Genomic DNA, 17,638 nt, shown 5'->3' with positions numbered 1-17,638 from the left:
CTCCTCAGGTGACCGGGATCTCGGTGGTCTCGGTGATGACCGGCGCCGACATGCGGTTGTCGGTCGCGAAGTCGATCACCGCGACGTAGGTGCTGGTGGCCGCGCCGAGGTCGAACACCGCGGTGCGCTCGATGGAGCCGTCGACCTGGCGCACGTCGGTGACGAGGTCCGGCGTCTCCGTGGTGGCGCCGCGCTTGATCGTCATGGAGCAAGTGTGGTGGGCCGGGTCCCAGCCGGGGAACAGCCGCACGGTCTTGGTGATGTGATTGACCGGCGTCGGCAGGGTGAGGGCCGGGGTGAAGTGCTTGCCGGCCAGCGCCAGGCGGGTCGTCAGCACGGTCGAGCCCGGCAGGCGGATGCCCGGCATCACCGCGTTCGATCCGACGAAGTTGGCCTTGAGGCGGGCCACCTGAGGGAACGGAGCAACGAGGGGATTCGGGCTGAACTCGTCGAAGGGCTTCCAGGCGTTGTCGACGAACACGCTCCAGACGATGTCGCCACCCTCGGGGATGATCTGCTCGGCCAGGATGTCGAGACCCTGGATGCCGCCGGCGAGCGAGATGGACTGCATCTCGGCCTCGACGAGGGTCGAAGCGAAGACGCGCTGGCGCAGGGAGAAGATGAGGTGGACGCCCGGCTGGGCGAACCACGTGCCGCCGTTGAGCCCGTAGAAGTAGGTGCCCGAATGCGGATTCACCTCGTCGGCCACCGCGTGGATGTACGCGGCCGGCGTGCTGGTGAAGTAGGTGTAGAACCGCCCGCCCTTGAGGAAGAACGGCTCCACCGTCGTCATCGGATCGTCGGGGCCGGCCGCGTTGGTGAGCTTCACCTGCGGCGGGGCGAGCGTCGTCATCGACAGCACGGTGTCGAAGTCGGGCTCGCCGCGGTAGGTGCCGCACACGCCGAAGGTGAGGTTGCCCTGCGCCGGCTTGCCGTGGATCCACGGGGTGATGCCGTCGATCCATCGGTCGTGCTGGTTGAAGAACGTCTCGCAGTGGGCGAAGCCGTTGACGATCTCGGTGGTGTAATACCGGCTCCAGTAGGGCTCGGTGACCTGGTCGGTCCAGAGCTTCGACAGGCGCACGATCTTGTAGCCGTCGGGATCGACCTCGCCGGTCTCGTATTGCTGGTACGGGATGCCGTCCTTGGCGAAGATCGTCCGGAAGCCGCCGTTGAGCCGGCCGAGGTACGTCCCGGTCTGGTAGAACGCCGACCCGGTCGAGACCTCGAAGTCGTTGCCGTAGCGGGCGCGCCCCTGCGACATGGCGAGCTTCACGAAGGTGCGAGGCTCGTTGGAATACTGGGCGAGGTTGATCTCGCCGGCGGCCCCGCGCACCACCCGGTCCTCGATGGTGGAATGGGCCGGGAGCAGCAGCCCCGTTGCCGACACCGTCATCTTCGGATCGTAGATGTTGTTGAGGCCGAGCTGCGTCGAGTTGATCGCCTCGTAGGGCAGGCGCAGGCCTTCCTCGACGCGGGCGGCGTAGCCCACGGCGGTCTTGTCGGTGTAGGTCGCGTCGGTGAAATCGTCGCCCCGGTAGGCGACGTAGTTCGCCGGCAGCTTGAGCTTCTTGTTGATGATCGCGACGTTGCTCGCGATGTCGAACAGCAGCTTGCGGCTGGCCTGGTTTGCCAGCTGGGAGGCGAGGCCGCCGAGCTGCGTCTGGACGCCGTTGAGCAGGGGCTCGGCCGCGGCGCGCCAGTCCTCGACGCCGCGGGTGCGCCCAGCGACGTCGGCGAGGTTGTCGAGGACCCGGTCGGTGTTGCGCTCGATCCGGACGATGCCGGACGTGTCCATGAGGATGTAGGCGACGGTGACCGCCACGCCCTCGAACACGGGGCGGGTCGGCGCCACGCTCTCGGCGCCGGGCACCGCCTCGATCCGCACGCTCTGGCGGCGCTCGGTGTTGACTTGCTGCGGCACCCGCACGCCGGTCTCGACGTCGGTGACGACGTCGCGCTCCTCGAGGCTGGTGTCCTTCGGATCGGGCGAGATCACCACGGCGACGTATCGGCTCTGCAGCTGCGGCCGGATGCCGTTGAGGTCGAGCGGGTACCCGCCCGGGTCGTCGCGGAAGAAGCGCGGGCCGGCGAGGTAGAGGCGGCCCTTGGCCACCACCACGCTCGACTGGGTGACCTTCGTCACCTCAAACCCGACGAACTTCCGGCCGGCGTCGACGGCGTCGAGGACGATGCTGTCGTCACTCTCCTTGATCCAGTCCGACTGGTGGATGAGGTCCTCGGGGGTGACCTCCTGCCGGTCGGCGAACAGTGTTTGGCGCAGCATTCACAGGCTCCTGATGATCTGGCCGAGGCGGAAGGACCCGTCGGCCGGGATGCCGTCGCCGGCGTTGATGGGGCGGTAGGTGACGAGGGAGCGCAGGACCTGGTCGCGCCCGAGCTTTGCCGCGCGCATGGCTTGGTCGGCCTCGTCGATGCGGGACCGGTCGAATGGGCGCGGGGTCATCGGCAGGATGCCGCCGGGGAAGAACCCGCCCGGCCGGTGCCGCTTGGCGTCGATGGAGATCTCGATCGTGAACGGGGCTTGGCGAAGGCGGGACTGGCCGAGGATCCAGCCGCCGGTGCGGGGCGGGCCATTGGTCTTGGCGGCGGCCGGGTCGTAGATCCGGACGCTGTCGTAGATGAACTCGGCCGCGTTCGACCGGAGCGGGATCATCGGCAGGCAGTCGCCCGGGAAGAAGCCGTGGCGGCGGGCGTGCGGGGCGCGGATGCGCTCGGGCGTTACGTCAAGGGGCCGCCCGGGCAGCAGCAGGTCCGGGTCGGCCGGGCCGTCGGCGTAGGTGTAGACCCGGGACGCGGCGGTCGAGCGCCGCGGGATGAAGTCCACACCGAGGATCATCGGCAGGCAGCTGTTCGGCCCGCGCGTCGGGATCGACACCTTGAACTGCCCGGTGGCGAGTTCGGTCGCCCCGCCCAGGACGCGGACCGGAATCGGCGTCTCGATGCCGTCCCGGACGATGGTGGCGCGCCGGCCGGCGAACTGCGTTGCCACCGACCGCATCGGCACCATGGGCAGACACCCGCCCGGGATGAACCCACCCTGGCGGGTATGGGCGTTTCGGAACGGGTAGACCCGGATCTCGGGGAAGCGCGCGCGCCACGCCCGGCGCTCGGCCGGCGTCCAGCGCCGGGTGGGGAACAGGCCCTGCGGCGGCGCGCGGAACGCCACCATCTCGACGTCGACCATCGCGAGCAGCTCGTCGAAGGTCGCCTCGACGCCGCGGCGGCGGGACAGCGCGATCCAGCGGGCGAGGTTGGCGCGCTTCCGAGCCACGTTCCACCGGTCGAGCCACAGCGGCATGCGCAGCGCCCGGGCCAGATGCGGCAGCGCCGCTTCCGGGCAGGTCGCCGGATCCCACAGCGTGGTGAGGATCTCGACAGGGACGTCCCACCAGGGGGCGACGGCTTCGGAGACCGCGCGCTCGCGGGGCGAGGTGCTGCCCGCGAGGAGCGAACGGGCTTCAGGCACCGATCACCTCCGGGGTGAGGGTGAGGTTCGTGACGTCGACGATGGCGGCGAGGCCCGGATCGATGTCGCCGATCTGCCCGTCGCGCGCGCGGACGTACTCGACGCCGCTCACGGTGAGGGCGGCCTGTTCGCTGCTCAGCGCCAGGGCCTTGCCGATGCGGCGGCGGTCGCGGACGTAGGCGCCATACCGGCGCTTCGCCTCGGCGAGGATGACGACGGGGTCGGGGCCGCGGCGCAGGCCGACGCGGTACTCACGCGCAACGCGCACACGGCCGGCGACCCGGACGAAGACGTCGTCGGTGCCGAGTTTGGTGGTGCGGTTCTGCAAGGCGGCTGTGGCCAGGGCGACCTGGGCCGGCTCTTCCTGGGAGGGAATCGCGGTGGTCGGATCGGGGTCGGGATCGCGGCCGAGCAGCACCACGAGGATCTGACCCTGGCGCACCATCCCCGAGCTGTGGTTGAGCGCAAGCGCGTCCTCAAGGTGCGGGGCGGCCGTGAGGGCGTCGAACTCGTAGGCGCCGAGGCTGCCGCTACGCGCCTCCGGGGCGAGCGAGATGCGAAGCGCGAATCGCGCGTCGCTTTCCCAGTCCTCTGGGTTGGTGGGATACGGGCGCGGCGCGTCGACCAGGGCGAGGCGGCGCAAGCCGATGTCGGCGTAGAACGTCGCCGCGATGTGGTCGAGGGAGGCGCCGTAGCCGTAGGACAGGGTCAGGCGGCGGCCGGCGTCGTTCAGCGCCTGGAGGGTGAGGGTTTTGCGGTAGGCGAGCTCCTCGGCGAGGATCATCGCCGTGTCGGTGCGCAGGCTCTCGACATCGTAGGGCACGCCCCGGGCGATGAAGCGCGCCACGATGCCGGCCTTCAGGGCGGCTTCCTCGGCGGCCTCGTCGACCACCACGAGGGAGAACGGCGGCAGGCGCGTGAGGTCGAGCTGCTCGGCGGTGGCCGTCATGCCGCGTACTCCATCGTCGCGAGGACGCCGTTGTCTTTGACGCCCACCCCGACGAGCCGGCTTGCCGGTTCCTCGGTGAAGTCCCCGCGATGACCGTTCGGCCGGTAGACCACCTCCATCACGAAGGAGACGGTGCCCTGCCGGATCTCCTCGGCCGACGGCGCGATGCCCACACGCACGACCCGCAGGCGCGGCTCCCAGATCGCAATCGACAGGGCGAACACCGAGGCGGCGAGCGCCAGGACCGGCTGGGTGAGGCGGCGGCCCAGCAGCCGGCGCATCCCGCCACCGAAGTGGCGCAGCATCACCCGGTCGCCGATCTCGGTCTCGAAGATCACGTCGACCGACTGAAGCACGTGTGCCCAGCCGGAGATCGGCTTGCCGGTGAAGCGGTCGAGGCCGAACGAGGACATGGGTCAGCGGCGCCGGGACTTCGACGCGATGGCCTCGTCCTCGGACACGGTGAGCGTGTCGCCCTCGACCGGCGTCTTCTCGATGCCGTCGGCCTCACCGGGCTGGAGCTCGATGCGGGGAGCCATGGCGGCTTCTTCGGCGGCGGCAGCCCGGGCGGCGGTCTCTTCGGCGCCGGCCTTCTCGGCCTCGACGTCGACGAGGCGCCCCATGTCGACCTCGTACATCGCGACGGCCTGGCTCAGGCGGATCTCTTCGCCGACTTTGGTGCCACGGGGGAGTGCTTCGAGGTTGGCACCTTCGCCAACCCGGTAGGTCTTGTTCGACATGGGGATCTCCCGATCAGTCTTGGGGGTCGTCAGAGTGGGCGGCGACGGACGCACGCATCGTGGCAAGATCCTCGGGGGCGATGGCCCGCTCGAGGACGGCGCGGATCTCGACCGGCGCCGCGACCAGGGCAGCCGCCACGGTGGAGACCGCCGCGAGGTTCGGCGCCATGGCCTCGACGGTAGCGAGGGCCGTCGCGCTGGCGTTGGTGATTCCGTTCAAGGTCGCGGCGTGGGCCTCGACCTGGGCGATGGCGATGTCGACCGGTAGGGTGCCGGCGATGACCCCTGCCACCATGGTGGGCACCCACTGCGTGATGCCGCTGACGATCGCATCGGCGTTGAGCGGCCCGAGGACCGTGTCGATGCCGAGACCACCCGGCAGGGCGGCGCCGGCCATGTCGGTGACGCCGGCGTGCCCGACCACGGCGAGGATGCCGGTGGCGCTGAGCAGGCCGTTGCCGGCCGAGGACAGGTTCGTTGCCGCTACGCCGAGGCTCGCCGAGCCGTTCAGCGCTGAAACGAGGTCGGCCGCGTTGCCGCCCATCGCGCCGGTGATCTGATCCGCCGCGCTCCCGATCGCACCCTGTAGCTGCCCCATAATGGCAGCCGTCGGATTCGATATGATGGAGCCGAGACCGCCGCCCATCATCTTCGACATGAGCCCGTCGAGCCCGGCCCCGCCGTCGAGCGACTTGGTGAGGGGCAGGTGCTCCCCGATCACCTGGCGGACCTTCATCAGCGGGTTGCCGTTCAGCAGCTTCAGGACGGCGGGAAGTTCGATGGGCATGGTTCAGCCGCTCGCCAGGATGACCTTGCGCGTCGCCCGGAACAGCGACGCATCGGCGACGACCCGTTTCGGATCGACGGTGTGGGTGCTGGCGCCGGCCGAGGCGACGACGTTGTCCTTGCCGGTGACGTGCCCGGCGTTCTCGGTCTTGACTGTACTGCTCTCGGTGGTGGTGGTGACCGAGACCTTGTCGCCGACCTCTTTCTTGGTGCTGTCCTCGGTCCAAGTCGTACGGACCTTGCCGTAGGTCTCGACGTTCTCGTCGAGCTTCTCGGACGGCTGGGGATTCTCGTCGGAGAAGCCGCCCTTCGGGACGATGAACGCCTGGCGCTGATCGCCGCCGGGGGCGATCACGTAGACGATCTGGCCCTTGGTTAGGGGCCGCCACGTCTTGAACGCGCCGCCCTGCTCGGGATGGGGATGCCACGCGCTCGGCAGGGGCTTGCCGTCGTCGTCGTTGCCGAGGTCGACCTGATACCCCTTCTTGCCGTCGACCTCCTTCACGGTGCCGACGCGCATCATGCTGGACGCCTGGTGCCGCAGTTCCTCGACGGTGTGCTGCAGCTTGATGTGGGCCCGGAGCAGGTCGTCGAAGTCGCTCACGGGGTGGGCTCGGGCTCGACGATGGCGGTGCGGCGAGGCCCGTTGATGATGAGACGCTGGGCCAGCGGCTCGCCGACGCCGGTGAACAGCGGGCCGAGGCCTAGGGTGCGGTAAGACCGATCGGTGAGGCCGAGGTCAACCTGAACCCGGCGCCAGTCCGGCAGGGCGTCGCCGACGATCATGCGGCGCATCAGAGGCACGGCACCCGATAGGCGGGGATCGGCCTGCATTAGGTCGAGCAGACGCACCCAGATGCCCTCGGGCTCGGCGCCGAAGTCGGGTTCCGCGATGGTGTCGGTGGTGAACACGTACTGGCGCGCGGCAAACCGGGTACCCTGCTCCGTGTTCGAGCCGCGGCGGATGGTGACCTTCTTCAGGCCGAAGGTGATGTCGCGCAGCAGGTCCGACCATGGGCCGCCGACCTGGATTTCGCGCATGATCTCCCGGCCAACCATGTTCAGGGTGGTTTCCAGTCCGTCGTCAGTGTGCGGGATATCGAGGCGCAGCGCGGCGCCGCCTCCCTCCGCCTCGGGAAGGTCGATGCGGGTCATGCCGCCGATCGCGATCTCGACCACGAAGTTGAGCTCGCGGTCAGCGTCGAGCAGCGCCCAGCCGCGCGGGGTGATCTCTTCGTCGTCCGTGGAGATTACGAGGAAGGGCTGCGGCTCAGCCCGGATCAACTCCTCGATCGGCTGGACAGCGGAATCGTAGACACGGCCGCCGGCGAGCGTGCGGCCCACCAGGGCGGCGCCGAGGCGGGTACGAATGGCGTAGGCGACGACACTCATGCAGCTGCCTCGGTTGTCAGTTCGAGCATTAGCTCCCCGCCGTCGCGGGCGCCGACGCGCACGATGGTGAAGGCGGGCGTGCCGGGCCGGGTCAGAAGCACGACGCGATCGTTCGCCGTAAGCGCGTAGCCGAGGGCGGCAGCCTGCGCGGGTGAGATCCGCATCGTCTGCGTGTTGCCGGCGATGCGGGTCATGGACTGGAACCGCGATCCCTCGCGGTTGCCTTCAAGCTCGGAGGTGATCGGCTTGCTGCGGTAGCGGCCGATGATCTCGCGCACCGGCCGCTCGGCATCGGTACCGCCGCCGGAACGCCAGCCTGCCGCCGCGCGCGGCTCGACGCGGACGGGCTCGCCGAGGATCGCCTCGATGTGCGGGACCGCTTCGGCCCAGAGGGCGTCGAACGCACGCATGGCAGTCAGCGCGCGGTACGGACCTGCGTCGCGGCGGTCGCCTTGCCGGCGACCGCCTCCACCGCTTCGAGATCCTCACCGTCCTCGGCCATGGCGCGATCGACCTTCGAGGGCTTGCGCACCGCGCCTGCCTTCTCGAAGGCCTTGAAATCGTCGTCCGACAAGTCGGTGATCTGACCGGCCGGGACGATCTCGATGTCCGCGGCGGTGACGACCTTGCCATCCTTCCGCTCGCCCGCCTTGCGGCAGACGTGCAGGCTCGTGATAGCAAATGCGCTGGGCATCGGCGTGCTCCTTCTCTTGGGTGGGGGGATCAGCCGGCGACGACGGTCGCCTTCAGGGTGGCGTTCGGGTTCACCGGCACCATCAGCGGCGCCGACTGGGTTACGATCTGTTCGATCGCGACATCGCCGGGGATGATGTAATTGCGCGGGAAGATCGGCAGCGCCTGGAACTGGGCGTTCACATCAACGATCGCGCCGAAGCAGCGATAGCCCTGAACGTTCGGACCGGTTAGGACGATGTCGGTGGGCGCCATGAACGGCGTCACCGTGCCGCCGAGGCTGTAGTAGTCGTTGTAGACCCACACCTCGACGCCGGCGCCGAGCGTGCCGACATAGCGGGCCTCGCCGGTGCCGTAGAGGCCGGTGCGGATCTCGACGGTGTTGCCCCGGGCGGTGGTATCCATCTCCTTCAGGACATCCGGATCCTTGCGCATCTTCGCCCAGGCGGCGACGCCCAGGGTGATGCGGTTCGGGGCACCACCGAACTCGGCCTGGTGCATCTGGTCCATCCAGCCCTGGACGCCGTCGAGGATCGAAACGCCGGCGTCGCCCCAGCGCGCACCGGCGCCGAGGACAACTGTATGACTGGCCGCACGGCCGAAGTTCAGGCTCACCGAGGGATAATCGTCCCCGTCGATGGTCACCGCGCCGTCGATGGCCGCCTTGGCGGCCAGCCACTCCCAGCGCCGCTCGATCGCCGTGCGGTGGTAGGCCAGGATGTCCGACTTGATCGAGTCGTAGCGTGCCTGGGGCGAGATCGCCTCCGGTCCGAGCAGATGGCCCGGCCGACGGGTGAGCGCGCGCGAGGGCGTCACGGGGTCGGAAGGCTTGACGTAGGCAGGCTTGAACCGGGCGACGCGACCGCCTTCCTCGTAGATCGGTCGGCCCTGAGCCAGCGGCGCAACGAACGGTGCGAGCTTGCGCCCGGCCCGCGGGATCTTCTCGAAGTCGATGTACTCGTCGGTGGACGAGATCTCGTTCGGGAAAAGCAGGTCGAGCCAGTAGTTGGTCGGGGAGTCGGTCTCGCGGTACACGCCAAGCAGCGTGCGGGTATTCCAGAGCTCGTAGCGGTCGAACGCCATGACGGGTCTCCTATCCTGGTCTTGGCGTCAAAGACGCTTGCGGATGACGATGTTGGTGGGGGTGGGCGAGCCGCGGAACGCCGCTGCCTTCTTGGCGTCGGTGTCGTAGTCCGCGTGCCAGGTGAGGGCGTCCGGGTTCAGGTTGGCGGCGCGGTAGATTGCGATCCGGTCGGTCTGGCCGGCTCCGGTGGCGACAGGCGCCGTGGTCACGCCGATCGGCACGACCGCGGTCCCGCTGGTCTGCGCCAGCACGAGCGTGCCGCCCGCGTTAAGGCCGACCACGGAGAACGCCGGCAAGATCGTGCTCGGCCCGACCGGGAAGTCCTCGGTGACAGGGTGAGGGATCGCGGAGTTGAACAGCTCGGCCTGCGCAAAACCTTCGTTGCTCTCGAAGGACGCGATGCCGACGCCGCTGTAGGGAATGTTGGTGACGGCCATCGCGGCCTCCTGCTTGGGGGTTAAAGGGACGGCCAGTCAGGCCGCCTTGGGCTTAGTGCCGGTAGCAGCGCGGTAGTTCGTGAGGATGCGCGCCGTCGGGTCGGCCTCGTCGCCAGCGCCATCGCCCGAAGTCCCGCCATCGGCGCCCACCGTCGGGTTGGGGGTCCTGTCCATGGCGGCCTCGAACCGGTTCGGCTCCTTCTTGGGCTCGACTGGCGCGGCCGCAGCTTGGGGGGCCTTGGTCAGCGCGGCCTTGGCCGCATCCGGCTCCATGTCGGTGGCGAAGGCGAAGTGGCGAGCGAGATCCTCGCGGCCACGCGCCTCATCGCTGTCCATGATCGCGCTGACGCGGGACCGTTCGGCGGTGGCCGCTTCGCGACGGGCCGATGCGAGGTCAGGGGCATCCTGCGCGGCGACGGGCTTCGTCTCCGCCTGCTTCTCGGTAGGCATGGGCTTCTCCTGGGGGCGTGGGGGGACAGCGGTTGACGCCGCTTTCGCGGTGGGGCGCTTGCCCCACCCGTTCTTGTCGGCCATCGCGACGAAGCGCTCCGGCGCGTGCTGGAAGGCCCGGTAGTTGAAGGCGGTCGGCTCCGGTGCGTCGTCGTCGGCCGGAGGCGTACTTTCGGAGCGATCCGCGTAACCGAGGCTCACGGCCTGGTCGGGAGTGAGCCAAGTCTCGGCGGCCATGTCCGCCCGCACCTCATCGAGACTGCGGCCGCTCTTCTCCGCGTAGACGTCCGCGAAAGTCCCGGCGATCGCCTGTAGGCCCTCGATCGTCTTCGCGTGCGCCGCCGCGTCGCCGATGGTGATTCCAGCGGGATCGTGGATCATCATGTACGACCCGCGTCGCATCACGAGATCGTCTGCGGCCATCGCGATGAGCGAGGCCGCTGAGGCCGCCACGGCATCGATGAACACGGTCACGCGGCCGCGATGCGCCTTGAAGGCGTTGTAGATCGCGGCACCCTCGTCGGTGTAGCCGCCCGGGGAGTTGATCCGGACGGTGACATCGGAGCCCCGCCCGAGCTCCGCCAGCGCCTGGACAACGCTGAGGGACGTGAAGCCGTCGCGATACAGCCCTTCGCCAACCGTGCCATAGAGCACGATCTCGCCGTCGATCAGTATGGTCATGGGTTAGTCCTCAGGCCGGGATGGCTTCGTCGGGCGCTTCAGCGACGTCCGGCTGCTGAGCAGCCTGGGCCGGGGGCCATGACAGCCCGAGCGCCTTGTAGGACTGCTTCTGGTAGGCCTTCTCGCGGGCGTCCTGATCGATCTGCTCGCGCCAGTCGCGACCCTGTTCGCCGCACTCGTCGCTCAGGGTCGAGATCTTCGAGTTCAAGCGCTCGGTGGCGGCCTTCGCTTCCTTCAGCGGGTCGACCCAGCCGCGCCCGGCGAAGATCCACTTGGCCCGCGTCCACGCGATCTGGTTGCCGTAGTAATCGTCCGGCGTACAGTCGGGAATGTGCCCGCGCTGGCAGGCCTCCTCGAACCAGAGGTCGTAGATCGACGAGCACCAGTGATCGATGATGAACTGTCGGACCGAAGCGAAGTAGCGCCACGCCTCCAGCAAGGACGCCCTCGCCGAGGAGTAGTTCGTCTTCGAGAAATCCCGGAAAACCAGCTCGTAGGGCATGTTGAGACCAGCGCCGATCGAGCGGAGCATCACGGTCGCGAAGGTGTCGAGGCCGGTCATCTGCTGGTTCGGCGCGAACGGCTTCATGGTCGTGCCCGGCGGCAGCGTAACCATCGAGCCGCCCTTCATCTGGATCCGCCAGTCGTCGAGCGACGCCTGATAGGCCTCCATCGGCTTCTCGGACTCGCCGAAGATGTTCTCGATCTGCTCAGCGTTGAGCGGCGTCTCGAGTGCGGCGAAGATCAGCGAGTTCAGAACCGCCAGCCGGAGCTGCTCCCGGTTCATGTGGTCGAACATCTTGAACTGACGCGCGACCGACGCGATCACGGCCTTGCCGCGTGTTTGACCGACGCGCTCGCTCTCGAAGAGATGGATGACCCGCCGCCGGCCCCACGGCATGTAGGCCGGGACCCGCTCCCAGTCGTGCGCACCGGACAAGCCGCCGAACAAACCGAGGGCATCACCGGGGTGCGTCTTGCGGATATGGTAGGCGGTGGCCGCGGTGGTAACCTTGTCAAGCTCGATGCCGCCGCGGAACGTGGTGGTCTCAGCCTCGCCGAATGGGTTGGACAACCGCGCAGGGTCGACGAGCTGAACGCAGGTGTTCCAGAGCGAACCGTTGCGCTTCGTCCAGAGCGGCAGGGCCAGGGCCTCGCCGGTGGCGGCGATCATCCTGGCCTGAAGCCGGGTCGAGACGTGAAAGTTGTAGCGCAGGCCGGCGTCGAACCAATCGGTATCGGTGAAGGTCCTGAACTCGGCCTCGACCTCACGCGCCCAGCCATCGACCCAGCCCGAGGTCTTGCCAAGACGCACGTAGTCCGGGTTCGGCTTGCAGGTGATCCGCGGCCCGACGACGTTGTCGACGAAGGTCCGCTCCGCGCCGGCCGCGATGCCGTTGTTGCGGACGAGATCGTCGACACGGGCGTTGATCGTGTCGAGTTCGGGCAGCAGGGCCGCGTCCGGGGACATCCGGTGCGTCGGCCACGTCGCCATGTCCTTCGCCATGGACGACGCGGCATGGTGCGCCGTCTCGACCTCCGGCATCGTCATGGTGGCGCGGCGGCGCGATGCGCCGATGCCCGGAGGACCACTCCGATTCCAGGGTGCTGCCATCAGAATACGAACTGGACCGGACCGCGCCGTCTCGACGGAACGGTGGCATCCGCGATTTGGCCGCCGAGGGTGCTGATGTAGGCTTCGAGATCCTTCCGGTTGGCCTTGGTGAACCGGACCGTGCTGCCGTCTTCTTCGAGAAGCTCGACGGTCTGGCCGGTTGCCACCTTGTGGAGGGCTTCCTCGGCCTGGGTCAGGCGAAGGCGCAGAGTCGTGACATCGGCCATGGCATCTCGCTCACAGGTAGGGGTCTTGGGCCATCGTCACGCGTGGCCCGCGGGTCGGGCTCGGATCGCGCTTCATGGCGGCGGCCGTCGCGGCGCGATCCAGCACGTCGACGCGTTCCTGAGCCTGAATGTCCAAGCCTCGCCGCTCACGCAGCCCGGCCCATTTCTGAGACTTCCACGCGGCCACGCCCGTGATCCAGAGTGCGGCTCGAGCGTAGATGCGGCAGTCGAGCGCCTCGTTGCGCCCGTGGTCGTTCTTCCACTCGAAGCGGCCCATCTTGGTCCGCACGCGGCGCTCGGCCACCAGCTGCTTGCACCATTCCGCGTCGAGGTAGTCCGGGATGTGCACGTAGCCGACAGGGAAACCGTTCTCACGGATCTCCTCGTCGGTCGGGCGTTCCAGCCCGAGAAACCGGTAAAGCTCGGCCTTGAACACGTCGCCGGTGACGGATCGTAGCTGGATTGCCTTCTTGCGGCTCCCGAACGGGATGAAGGTCGGCGTGGCTACGGGTGCGTTGATCTCGAAACCCTTCTTGCCCTTGATCGCATGGACCCGGCACTGGTCCTGCTTCGAAATCCAGGCATAGACGGCGGTGGTCTGGTCGCCGGTATCGACGGCCAGTCGTTCGATCCGGAGTTCGGCGCCCGAAGCGTGGGTCCACGTCTCGTCGAGGGCGGCGTCGATGCCCTTCCACGTGTCGGGGTCGTCCGCCCGTCCCGGGAACTCACGGCGCTCGATGGCCCAGCTCTCGAGCCCCTCGCCCCAGCCCCAGACATGAAGCTCGAGGCGCGCCGGGCTCGCCTGCACGTCGACGGCCGCGTTCAGGATCGTCACGCCGCGCGGAAGCGTTCCGGGCTTCCAGCTCTCACGGCGGGCGTAGATGCGCTCCCACTCGACCTGCTCGCCCGCCTGGAACCACGTCTCACCGAGACGGGTGTTCTTGAACGTCTTCTGCGACTCGGGCTTGCCCTCGGCGGCTTCCCACTCCCGGGCAAGATCCTCCCACGACATCCAGCCGAGGGGCGAATACAGCGCCGAGATGTGGAAACCGACGCACCCCGGATCACGCGGGATCGCCGTCGGTCGCCACTCGCCCGCAGGCAGGAACTCAGCCTTGTGCCGCTCCTCGAACGGCTCGTCGCACGCCTCGCAGACGTAGCGGGCGGAAGTCGGATCGCCCCACGTCCACCGCAGACGCTCGAACTTCAGCCATTGCGGCTCGTCACAGTTCGGGCAGGGAACGAAGTAGCGGCGCTGGTCCGACATCTCATATTCACGCTCGATCCGGCTTTCCCCATGGATCGTCGGCGTCGACACGAGGAACATCTTGGCCGAGCGGCCGAAGGTCGTGGTCCGGTTGGCGACGAGAGCGACCGGATCGCCCTCGCCGTCGACATCGCCGGGGTAGGCGTCCACCTCGTCGAGGAAGGCGTAGCGCGCCGGCATGGAGCGCAGGCCGACGCCGGAATTCGCCCCGGTCATCACGAGGATGCCGCCGGGGAAGGACTTGGCCAGGACCGTGTTGCCGCTGTCCCGCTGCTTGGCGGGCGACACCAGCTTCGCGAGCTCCGGGCTGTCCTCGATCAAGGGCGCGATGCGCTGCTGGGAAACCTTCTTGGCCGTGTCCACCGTCGGCCACACGCCCATCACGGGCGCCGGGCTCCAGTGCATGATGAACCCGAGCCAGTTGTTGCCGGCCTCGGTGGCTCCGACCTGCGCCGCCTTCATGAACACGACGCGCCGCGCGGGATGCGTCGGCGAGAGCGCGTCCATCACGTCCCGCAAAAACGGGGTGCGGCTCGTACGGTAGGCGCCAGCCTCGGCCGCCAACTTTGTCGAAAGTACCCGAAACCGGTCGGCCCATTGAGAAACGGTGAGGATGGGGTCCGGCCGAACCGAGCGCCGGATGACGTCCTCGACGTCGGCGGCGTTGTCGTACCCGTCGTCAGACTCGGACCACCGGGGCTGATAGTCCATCGAGTTCCACCGCGATCACCTTCGACAAGGCGGCATCGAGCGCCGCCGGATCACACTGCAGTTCGGCCGCCATCGCGGCGACGTGCCGGCTCGGGAGGCGCTGGACCGCCTGGCGGAGGCCGATGAAGGCTCGCTCGACGTGGTCCTTCACCTTGGCGAGCGGCACGAGCTCCTTGCGCTTCTGCGCTATGCTGAGATCGCGTTCGTAGGCCTTCAGGATCGTGTCGGCCGTGCGGGCCATGCCGAAATCGACCTCGGCGGTGTCATCAAGCCCCGACCCCTCGCCCCGCAGCACCCGGATGATGAGCCCGACTGCGGCGCGGGCATCGTCCTCGGTGCGCACCGGGGCGGTCCGCGTACCCTGCGTACCGGTGCGCACCTTGGTACGCGCCGGGTCCGTACCCTTCGCCCACGCCGCGCGAGCCTTGTCCGGGTCGATGGTCCCGTCCGCTTCGACCGGGATGCGCCCTGCGGAAATGGCCTTCCGAACCGCCCCCTCGGTGACATCGAGAAGCTCAGCGCATTTTCGGCGGCTCAAACCCACTGCGCACCTCGGAAAACTGGCCTGGAACTAGCGCAAAACCGGGAGCAACTCTGCCCGCACCGGGGGTGGGGGCCTCCGGAGGACCCATTGCTGCGGTGCGGTGGTGCGGTGCGGCATCGGGGGTGGGGTCAGAGGCCGGGCATGCCCATCAGCAGCCCGATCTCGTGGCTCACCCGGGCCTCAAGCTCGGCCCCCATGATCCGGTCGAACGCCGCAGCGGTGGCGCCCTGCAGCATCTCGTCGGGGATGTAGACGCCCGAGTTCTCCAGCCGCACCTTGCCGCGCCAGGCGTGGCCCATGCTGACGTTGGTGAACACGTGGCCGCCCATCACCGGGCCCTTGCGGTTTGGGAAGCGGCCGCCCTTGGTGAAGGTGCCGTGGAACAGCTGACGCCGCCCGCGAGGTGCGGCCGAGACGCCGGCTTTGGTCTCCTTGGGCTCGAAGAACTTGAGGCTGATGTCACCGCCGGTGGTCGTCAGCGTGTAGGTCAGCCGGTCCGTGCTGCGGGCCTTGAACTGCTCGTTGCCGTGCCGCGCACCTTGGACCTTCACCGCTCGAACGATGGTCGAGCGCTTCAGGCCAGTCTGGATCACGAGGCTGCGGATGACCGCTGTCTTGGCCTTGGCACCGGTATGGTTGAGGGCGCGGGCCAGAGCGACAGGGGCGCGAGCGCCGAGTTCACCAAGCTGGTTCGAGAAGCGCTGCAGCAGGCCGTCGCCGGAGAAGGTCAGGCCGGTCATGATGGCCTCGCAAGACGAACGGTTCGCGACGGAGTGGATCCGGTTCAGGACCGAATTTTGCCGTGCTAGCGCCAGCGTACCCCTTGGCCTAAGCATTCCTGCTGAGGCACGATCTTAGGAGCAGGGCGATGAGCGGTTCGAAGCAACGGTATTGCGGGCTTGCGTTGGCCGTTGCGCTGGGAAGCGCCCTATCCAGTGAGGCCTCTGCCGCTTGCTCGCGACACGTCTACAACCGCTCGCCGTACACCCTGGTCGTTTCCCAGGACGACGGACCTTCCTTCACGGTACGTCCTGGGTCGACGGGGTCGGTTCGGCTGGCCGGGTCGGGCAAAGTCGACGTCTCGGCATACTGCTCGGGCGCAGATCTCAGGCAGCCTGTCGTGCAGCGGTCGTTCGATTACCAAGCCGTGCAGGATCGCTGCTTCTTCGAGGTCGGCCACCGGTTCTTCCAGAATGAGATCGGAAACGGTTTCCTGCCGAGCCGGTCCGAGAGACCCTTTGCGCTCAATAACCCGAAGCAAGGCGATCTCGTACTTTTCTCTCGAGGCGAGGAATGCCTAGCTCCGCATTAGCGGTTTCCGAGGCTTCCTGTGAAGCCGTGCGTGTGCGTTGGTCTTCCTTCCCGCAACCCACGAATGGCTTCGTGAGAAGATGCCGTGAGGAAGCGCTATAAAAAATTCGAGTGCGCTCTCGCGCCGAGGCGTCTGGTGCTTTATGCAGCCGGCCGCAACGGAGCGGCACGATGAGTCAGATCGCCAAAGAGTTCTTCCGAGACTGGGTCGCCAGCAATCTCGACCCTGACAAGCCCGCGAAGCTTCAACTGCACGAACTGCTGCAGGATGCCGATGGGGAAGGCATAACGCAGGAGGAAATGGGGAAGGCCTTCAGCGGCGACCTTCTCAAGGCGATGACAAAAGCGATCGCCAAGGCCAATCAAAGTTGAAACTGAAGGATCCGTGCATTCGGCCGCTTGGCGGAGCGCATGAGCGACCGTCAGGTTAAGTGCCTGACAAGCTGCTAGGCAGCTTTACTAGGGGAAATAAGAAGGTAAAGCCGATCATGGTGGCCTCCCTTCGGAAGGTTCATTCTATCTGAGGCGATCCGGACGAAAATTGCTGCGAAGCTGTCATGGGCAGGTTGAGACGGGGCGAAGACCGCGCGCACATGAGGAGCAATGCGATAGCATCACCATCGCGAACTGCCTCGTTGCTTCCGTCCATGCTTACGACGGTTCGAACCATGGGGGAGACGTGGATGCCGTGCTCATCGAGCAGAATTAACATCCTCTGCGCCTCGGTCATCCTGATGTCTCTGTCGAGATGTGGGGCGCTCGCTTAGAACGCGAACATGCATTGGCCTTAGGTGACGGACCTTACCGAAAGGCGAATCGTGCAACTCAAGTTGATAAGAGTGACCTCTGAGCCACGAAGCAGCCTCAATCCTGTCAGGGTCCGTTCACTCGACGGGCATCAATCTCATTTCGAACCGCCAGATCGGTCGGGCGGGTGATCGAGGAAGATCCCATTATGAGGCACGTGAAGGTGCTTGGACTGGCTGCGGTACTCGCCGGTAGCCTTGGACTTGGAACGGTGGCAAGCGCTGCCCCGATGGCAACTGGTCCGCTCGTAGCACCCGATGGGGATGCAGTGATCGAGCGGGTTGCTGATGGTTGCGGTCCTGGTTGGCATGCCAATCCGTGGGGTGAGTGCCGCCCAAACCGTCGGCCTCCGCCCTACTACGATCGCGGGTATGACCGTGGGTACGGGTATCGTCCGCCACCGCCGCCGCCTGAGTATGGCTACTACGGTCGGCCTCGGCGCTTCGACTACTGA

General features: G+C 67.6%; 21 protein-coding genes. 3 read left to right on the top strand and 18 right to left on the bottom strand.

The window, feature by feature from the left end; genetic code table 11:
* Positions 1-4 precede the first annotated feature (4 nt).
* The 18 genes from MKK49_RS05615 to MKK49_RS05530 all read right to left on the bottom strand — a co-directional run bounded on the left by MKK49_RS05615 (position 5) and on the right by MKK49_RS05530 (position 15,806).
* Complete coding sequence (locus tag MKK49_RS05615) at positions 5-2,287, bottom strand: DUF935 domain-containing protein (protein ID WP_244027069.1); 2,283 nt, start codon at positions 2,285-2,287, stop codon at positions 5-7.
* Complete coding sequence (locus MKK49_RS05610) at positions 2,288-3,490, bottom strand: phage tail protein I (RefSeq protein ID WP_244027068.1); 1,203 nt, start codon at positions 3,488-3,490, stop codon at positions 2,288-2,290. It lies immediately after the preceding gene.
* On the bottom strand, positions 3,483-4,439 hold the full coding sequence (locus tag MKK49_RS05605; RefSeq protein ID WP_244027067.1) for a baseplate J/gp47 family protein: 957 nt from the start codon (positions 4,437-4,439) through the stop codon (positions 3,483-3,485). Before MKK49_RS05605 ends, MKK49_RS05610 begins: the two co-directional genes overlap by 8 nt.
* The gene (locus MKK49_RS05600; RefSeq protein ID WP_244027066.1) at positions 4,436-4,852 is read right to left on the bottom strand and encodes a GPW/gp25 family protein; all 417 of its coding nucleotides are present in this window, start codon (positions 4,850-4,852) and stop codon (positions 4,436-4,438) included. Before MKK49_RS05600 ends, MKK49_RS05605 begins: the two co-directional genes overlap by 4 nt.
* Before the next feature lie 3 nt (positions 4,853-4,855).
* The gene (locus MKK49_RS05595; protein ID WP_244027065.1) at positions 4,856-5,179 is read right to left on the bottom strand and encodes a hypothetical protein; all 324 of its coding nucleotides are present in this window, start codon (positions 5,177-5,179) and stop codon (positions 4,856-4,858) included.
* Positions 5,180-5,192: 13 nt separating this feature from the next.
* The gene (locus MKK49_RS05590) at positions 5,193-5,966 is read right to left on the bottom strand and encodes a hypothetical protein (RefSeq protein ID WP_244027064.1); all 774 of its coding nucleotides are present in this window, start codon (positions 5,964-5,966) and stop codon (positions 5,193-5,195) included.
* A gap of 3 nt (positions 5,967-5,969) precedes the next feature.
* Positions 5,970-6,569, bottom strand: a complete 600-nt coding sequence (locus tag MKK49_RS05585; protein WP_244027063.1) for a hypothetical protein — start codon at positions 6,567-6,569, stop codon at positions 5,970-5,972.
* The gene (locus MKK49_RS05580) at positions 6,566-7,357 is read right to left on the bottom strand and encodes a hypothetical protein (RefSeq protein ID WP_244027062.1); all 792 of its coding nucleotides are present in this window, start codon (positions 7,355-7,357) and stop codon (positions 6,566-6,568) included. Before MKK49_RS05580 ends, MKK49_RS05585 begins: the two co-directional genes overlap by 4 nt.
* Complete coding sequence (locus MKK49_RS05575) at positions 7,354-7,767, bottom strand: hypothetical protein (protein WP_244027061.1); 414 nt, start codon at positions 7,765-7,767, stop codon at positions 7,354-7,356. Before MKK49_RS05575 ends, MKK49_RS05580 begins: the two co-directional genes overlap by 4 nt.
* Positions 7,768-7,772: 5 nt before the next feature.
* A complete protein-coding gene (locus tag MKK49_RS05570) occupies positions 7,773-8,051 on the bottom strand; it encodes a hypothetical protein (RefSeq protein ID WP_244027060.1) in 279 nt (92 codons plus the stop codon).
* Between the two features lie 29 nt (positions 8,052-8,080).
* On the bottom strand, positions 8,081-9,133 hold the full coding sequence (locus MKK49_RS05565) for a major capsid protein (protein WP_244027059.1): 1,053 nt from the start codon (positions 9,131-9,133) through the stop codon (positions 8,081-8,083).
* A gap of 27 nt (positions 9,134-9,160) precedes the next feature.
* The gene (locus MKK49_RS05560) at positions 9,161-9,571 is read right to left on the bottom strand and encodes a head decoration protein (RefSeq protein ID WP_244027058.1); all 411 of its coding nucleotides are present in this window, start codon (positions 9,569-9,571) and stop codon (positions 9,161-9,163) included.
* 36 nt (positions 9,572-9,607) lie between these two features.
* Positions 9,608-10,702 (bottom strand): head maturation protease, ClpP-related, encoded by a 1,095-nt coding sequence (locus tag MKK49_RS05555; protein ID WP_244027057.1) that lies wholly within the window; start codon positions 10,700-10,702, stop codon positions 9,608-9,610.
* Positions 10,703-10,712: 10 nt separating this feature from the next.
* Entirely contained in the window at positions 10,713-12,317 is a 1,605-nt protein-coding gene (locus tag MKK49_RS05550) for a phage portal protein (protein WP_244027056.1), read from the bottom strand.
* Complete coding sequence (locus tag MKK49_RS05545) at positions 12,317-12,544, bottom strand: gpW family protein (protein WP_244027055.1); 228 nt, start codon at positions 12,542-12,544, stop codon at positions 12,317-12,319. Before MKK49_RS05545 ends, MKK49_RS05550 begins: the two co-directional genes overlap by 1 nt.
* A 10-nt stretch (positions 12,545-12,554) precedes the next feature.
* Positions 12,555-14,522 carry a phage terminase large subunit family protein gene (locus MKK49_RS05540; protein WP_244027054.1) on the bottom strand — a complete coding sequence of 656 codons (1,968 nt, stop codon included), beginning with the start codon at positions 14,520-14,522 and terminating at the stop codon, positions 12,555-12,557.
* Complete coding sequence (locus MKK49_RS05535) at positions 14,491-14,865, bottom strand: hypothetical protein (protein WP_244027053.1); 375 nt, start codon at positions 14,863-14,865, stop codon at positions 14,491-14,493. The genes MKK49_RS05540 and MKK49_RS05535 overlap by 32 nt, the downstream gene beginning before the upstream one ends.
* A 329-nt stretch (positions 14,866-15,194) precedes the next feature.
* Positions 15,195-15,806, bottom strand: coding sequence for a phage tail protein (locus tag MKK49_RS05530; protein ID WP_244027052.1), 612 nt, complete (start codon positions 15,804-15,806; stop codon positions 15,195-15,197).
* A 128-nt stretch (positions 15,807-15,934) separates the two neighbouring features.
* Here MKK49_RS05530 and MKK49_RS05525 point away from each other — a divergent pair, with 128 nt between their 5' ends.
* The 3 genes from MKK49_RS05525 to MKK49_RS24770 all read left to right on the top strand — a co-directional run bounded on the left by MKK49_RS05525 (position 15,935) and on the right by MKK49_RS24770 (position 17,638).
* Positions 15,935-16,378: a hypothetical protein gene (locus MKK49_RS05525; RefSeq protein WP_244027051.1), complete on the top strand. Its 444-nt coding sequence runs from the start codon at positions 15,935-15,937 to the stop codon at positions 16,376-16,378.
* Positions 16,379-16,548: 170 nt separating this feature from the next.
* Entirely contained in the window at positions 16,549-16,749 is a 201-nt protein-coding gene (locus tag MKK49_RS05520; protein WP_244027050.1) for a hypothetical protein, read from the top strand.
* A 583-nt stretch (positions 16,750-17,332) separates the two neighbouring features.
* On the top strand, positions 17,333-17,638 hold the full coding sequence (locus tag MKK49_RS24770) for a GCG_CRPN prefix-to-repeats domain-containing protein (protein WP_244027096.1): 306 nt from the start codon (positions 17,333-17,335) through the stop codon (positions 17,636-17,638).

The organism is Methylobacterium sp. J-090, assembly GCF_022829345.1.
Taxonomy (GTDB): Bacteria; Pseudomonadota; Alphaproteobacteria; order Rhizobiales; family Beijerinckiaceae; genus Methylobacterium.
This window is presented reverse-complemented; position numbering and strand designations above follow the sequence as displayed.

Coding starts and splice junctions, on each gene's coding strand:
- MKK49_RS05615 (WP_244027069.1), bottom strand. CDS start 2,287: ATGCTGCGCCAAACACTGTTCGCCGACCGGCAGGAGGTCACCCCCGAG.
- MKK49_RS05605 (WP_244027067.1), bottom strand. CDS start 4,439: ATGACGGCCACCGCCGAGCAGCTCGACCTCACGCGCCTGCCGCCGTTC.
- MKK49_RS05600 (WP_244027066.1), bottom strand. CDS start 4,852: ATGTCCTCGTTCGGCCTCGACCGCTTCACCGGCAAGCCGATCTCCGGC.
- MKK49_RS05595 (WP_244027065.1), bottom strand. CDS start 5,179: ATGTCGAACAAGACCTACCGGGTTGGCGAAGGTGCCAACCTCGAAGCA.
- MKK49_RS05590 (WP_244027064.1), bottom strand. CDS start 5,966: ATGCCCATCGAACTTCCCGCCGTCCTGAAGCTGCTGAACGGCAACCCG.
- MKK49_RS05580 (WP_244027062.1), bottom strand. CDS start 7,357: ATGAGTGTCGTCGCCTACGCCATTCGTACCCGCCTCGGCGCCGCCCTG.
- MKK49_RS05575 (WP_244027061.1), bottom strand. CDS start 7,767: ATGCGTGCGTTCGACGCCCTCTGGGCCGAAGCGGTCCCGCACATCGAG.
- MKK49_RS05570 (WP_244027060.1), bottom strand. CDS start 8,051: ATGCCCAGCGCATTTGCTATCACGAGCCTGCACGTCTGCCGCAAGGCG.
- MKK49_RS05565 (WP_244027059.1), bottom strand. CDS start 9,133: ATGGCGTTCGACCGCTACGAGCTCTGGAATACCCGCACGCTGCTTGGC.
- MKK49_RS05560 (WP_244027058.1), bottom strand. CDS start 9,571: ATGGCCGTCACCAACATTCCCTACAGCGGCGTCGGCATCGCGTCCTTC.
- MKK49_RS05555 (WP_244027057.1), bottom strand. CDS start 10,702: ATGACCATACTGATCGACGGCGAGATCGTGCTCTATGGCACGGTTGGC.
- MKK49_RS05550 (WP_244027056.1), bottom strand. CDS start 12,317: ATGGCAGCACCCTGGAATCGGAGTGGTCCTCCGGGCATCGGCGCATCG.
- MKK49_RS05545 (WP_244027055.1), bottom strand. CDS start 12,544: ATGGCCGATGTCACGACTCTGCGCCTTCGCCTGACCCAGGCCGAGGAA.
- MKK49_RS05540 (WP_244027054.1), bottom strand. CDS start 14,522: ATGGACTATCAGCCCCGGTGGTCCGAGTCTGACGACGGGTACGACAAC.
- MKK49_RS05530 (WP_244027052.1), bottom strand. CDS start 15,806: ATGACCGGCCTGACCTTCTCCGGCGACGGCCTGCTGCAGCGCTTCTCG.
- MKK49_RS05525 (WP_244027051.1), top strand. CDS start 15,935: ATGAGCGGTTCGAAGCAACGGTATTGCGGGCTTGCGTTGGCCGTTGCG.
- MKK49_RS05520 (WP_244027050.1), top strand. CDS start 16,549: ATGAGTCAGATCGCCAAAGAGTTCTTCCGAGACTGGGTCGCCAGCAAT.
- MKK49_RS24770 (WP_244027096.1), top strand. CDS start 17,333: ATGAGGCACGTGAAGGTGCTTGGACTGGCTGCGGTACTCGCCGGTAGC.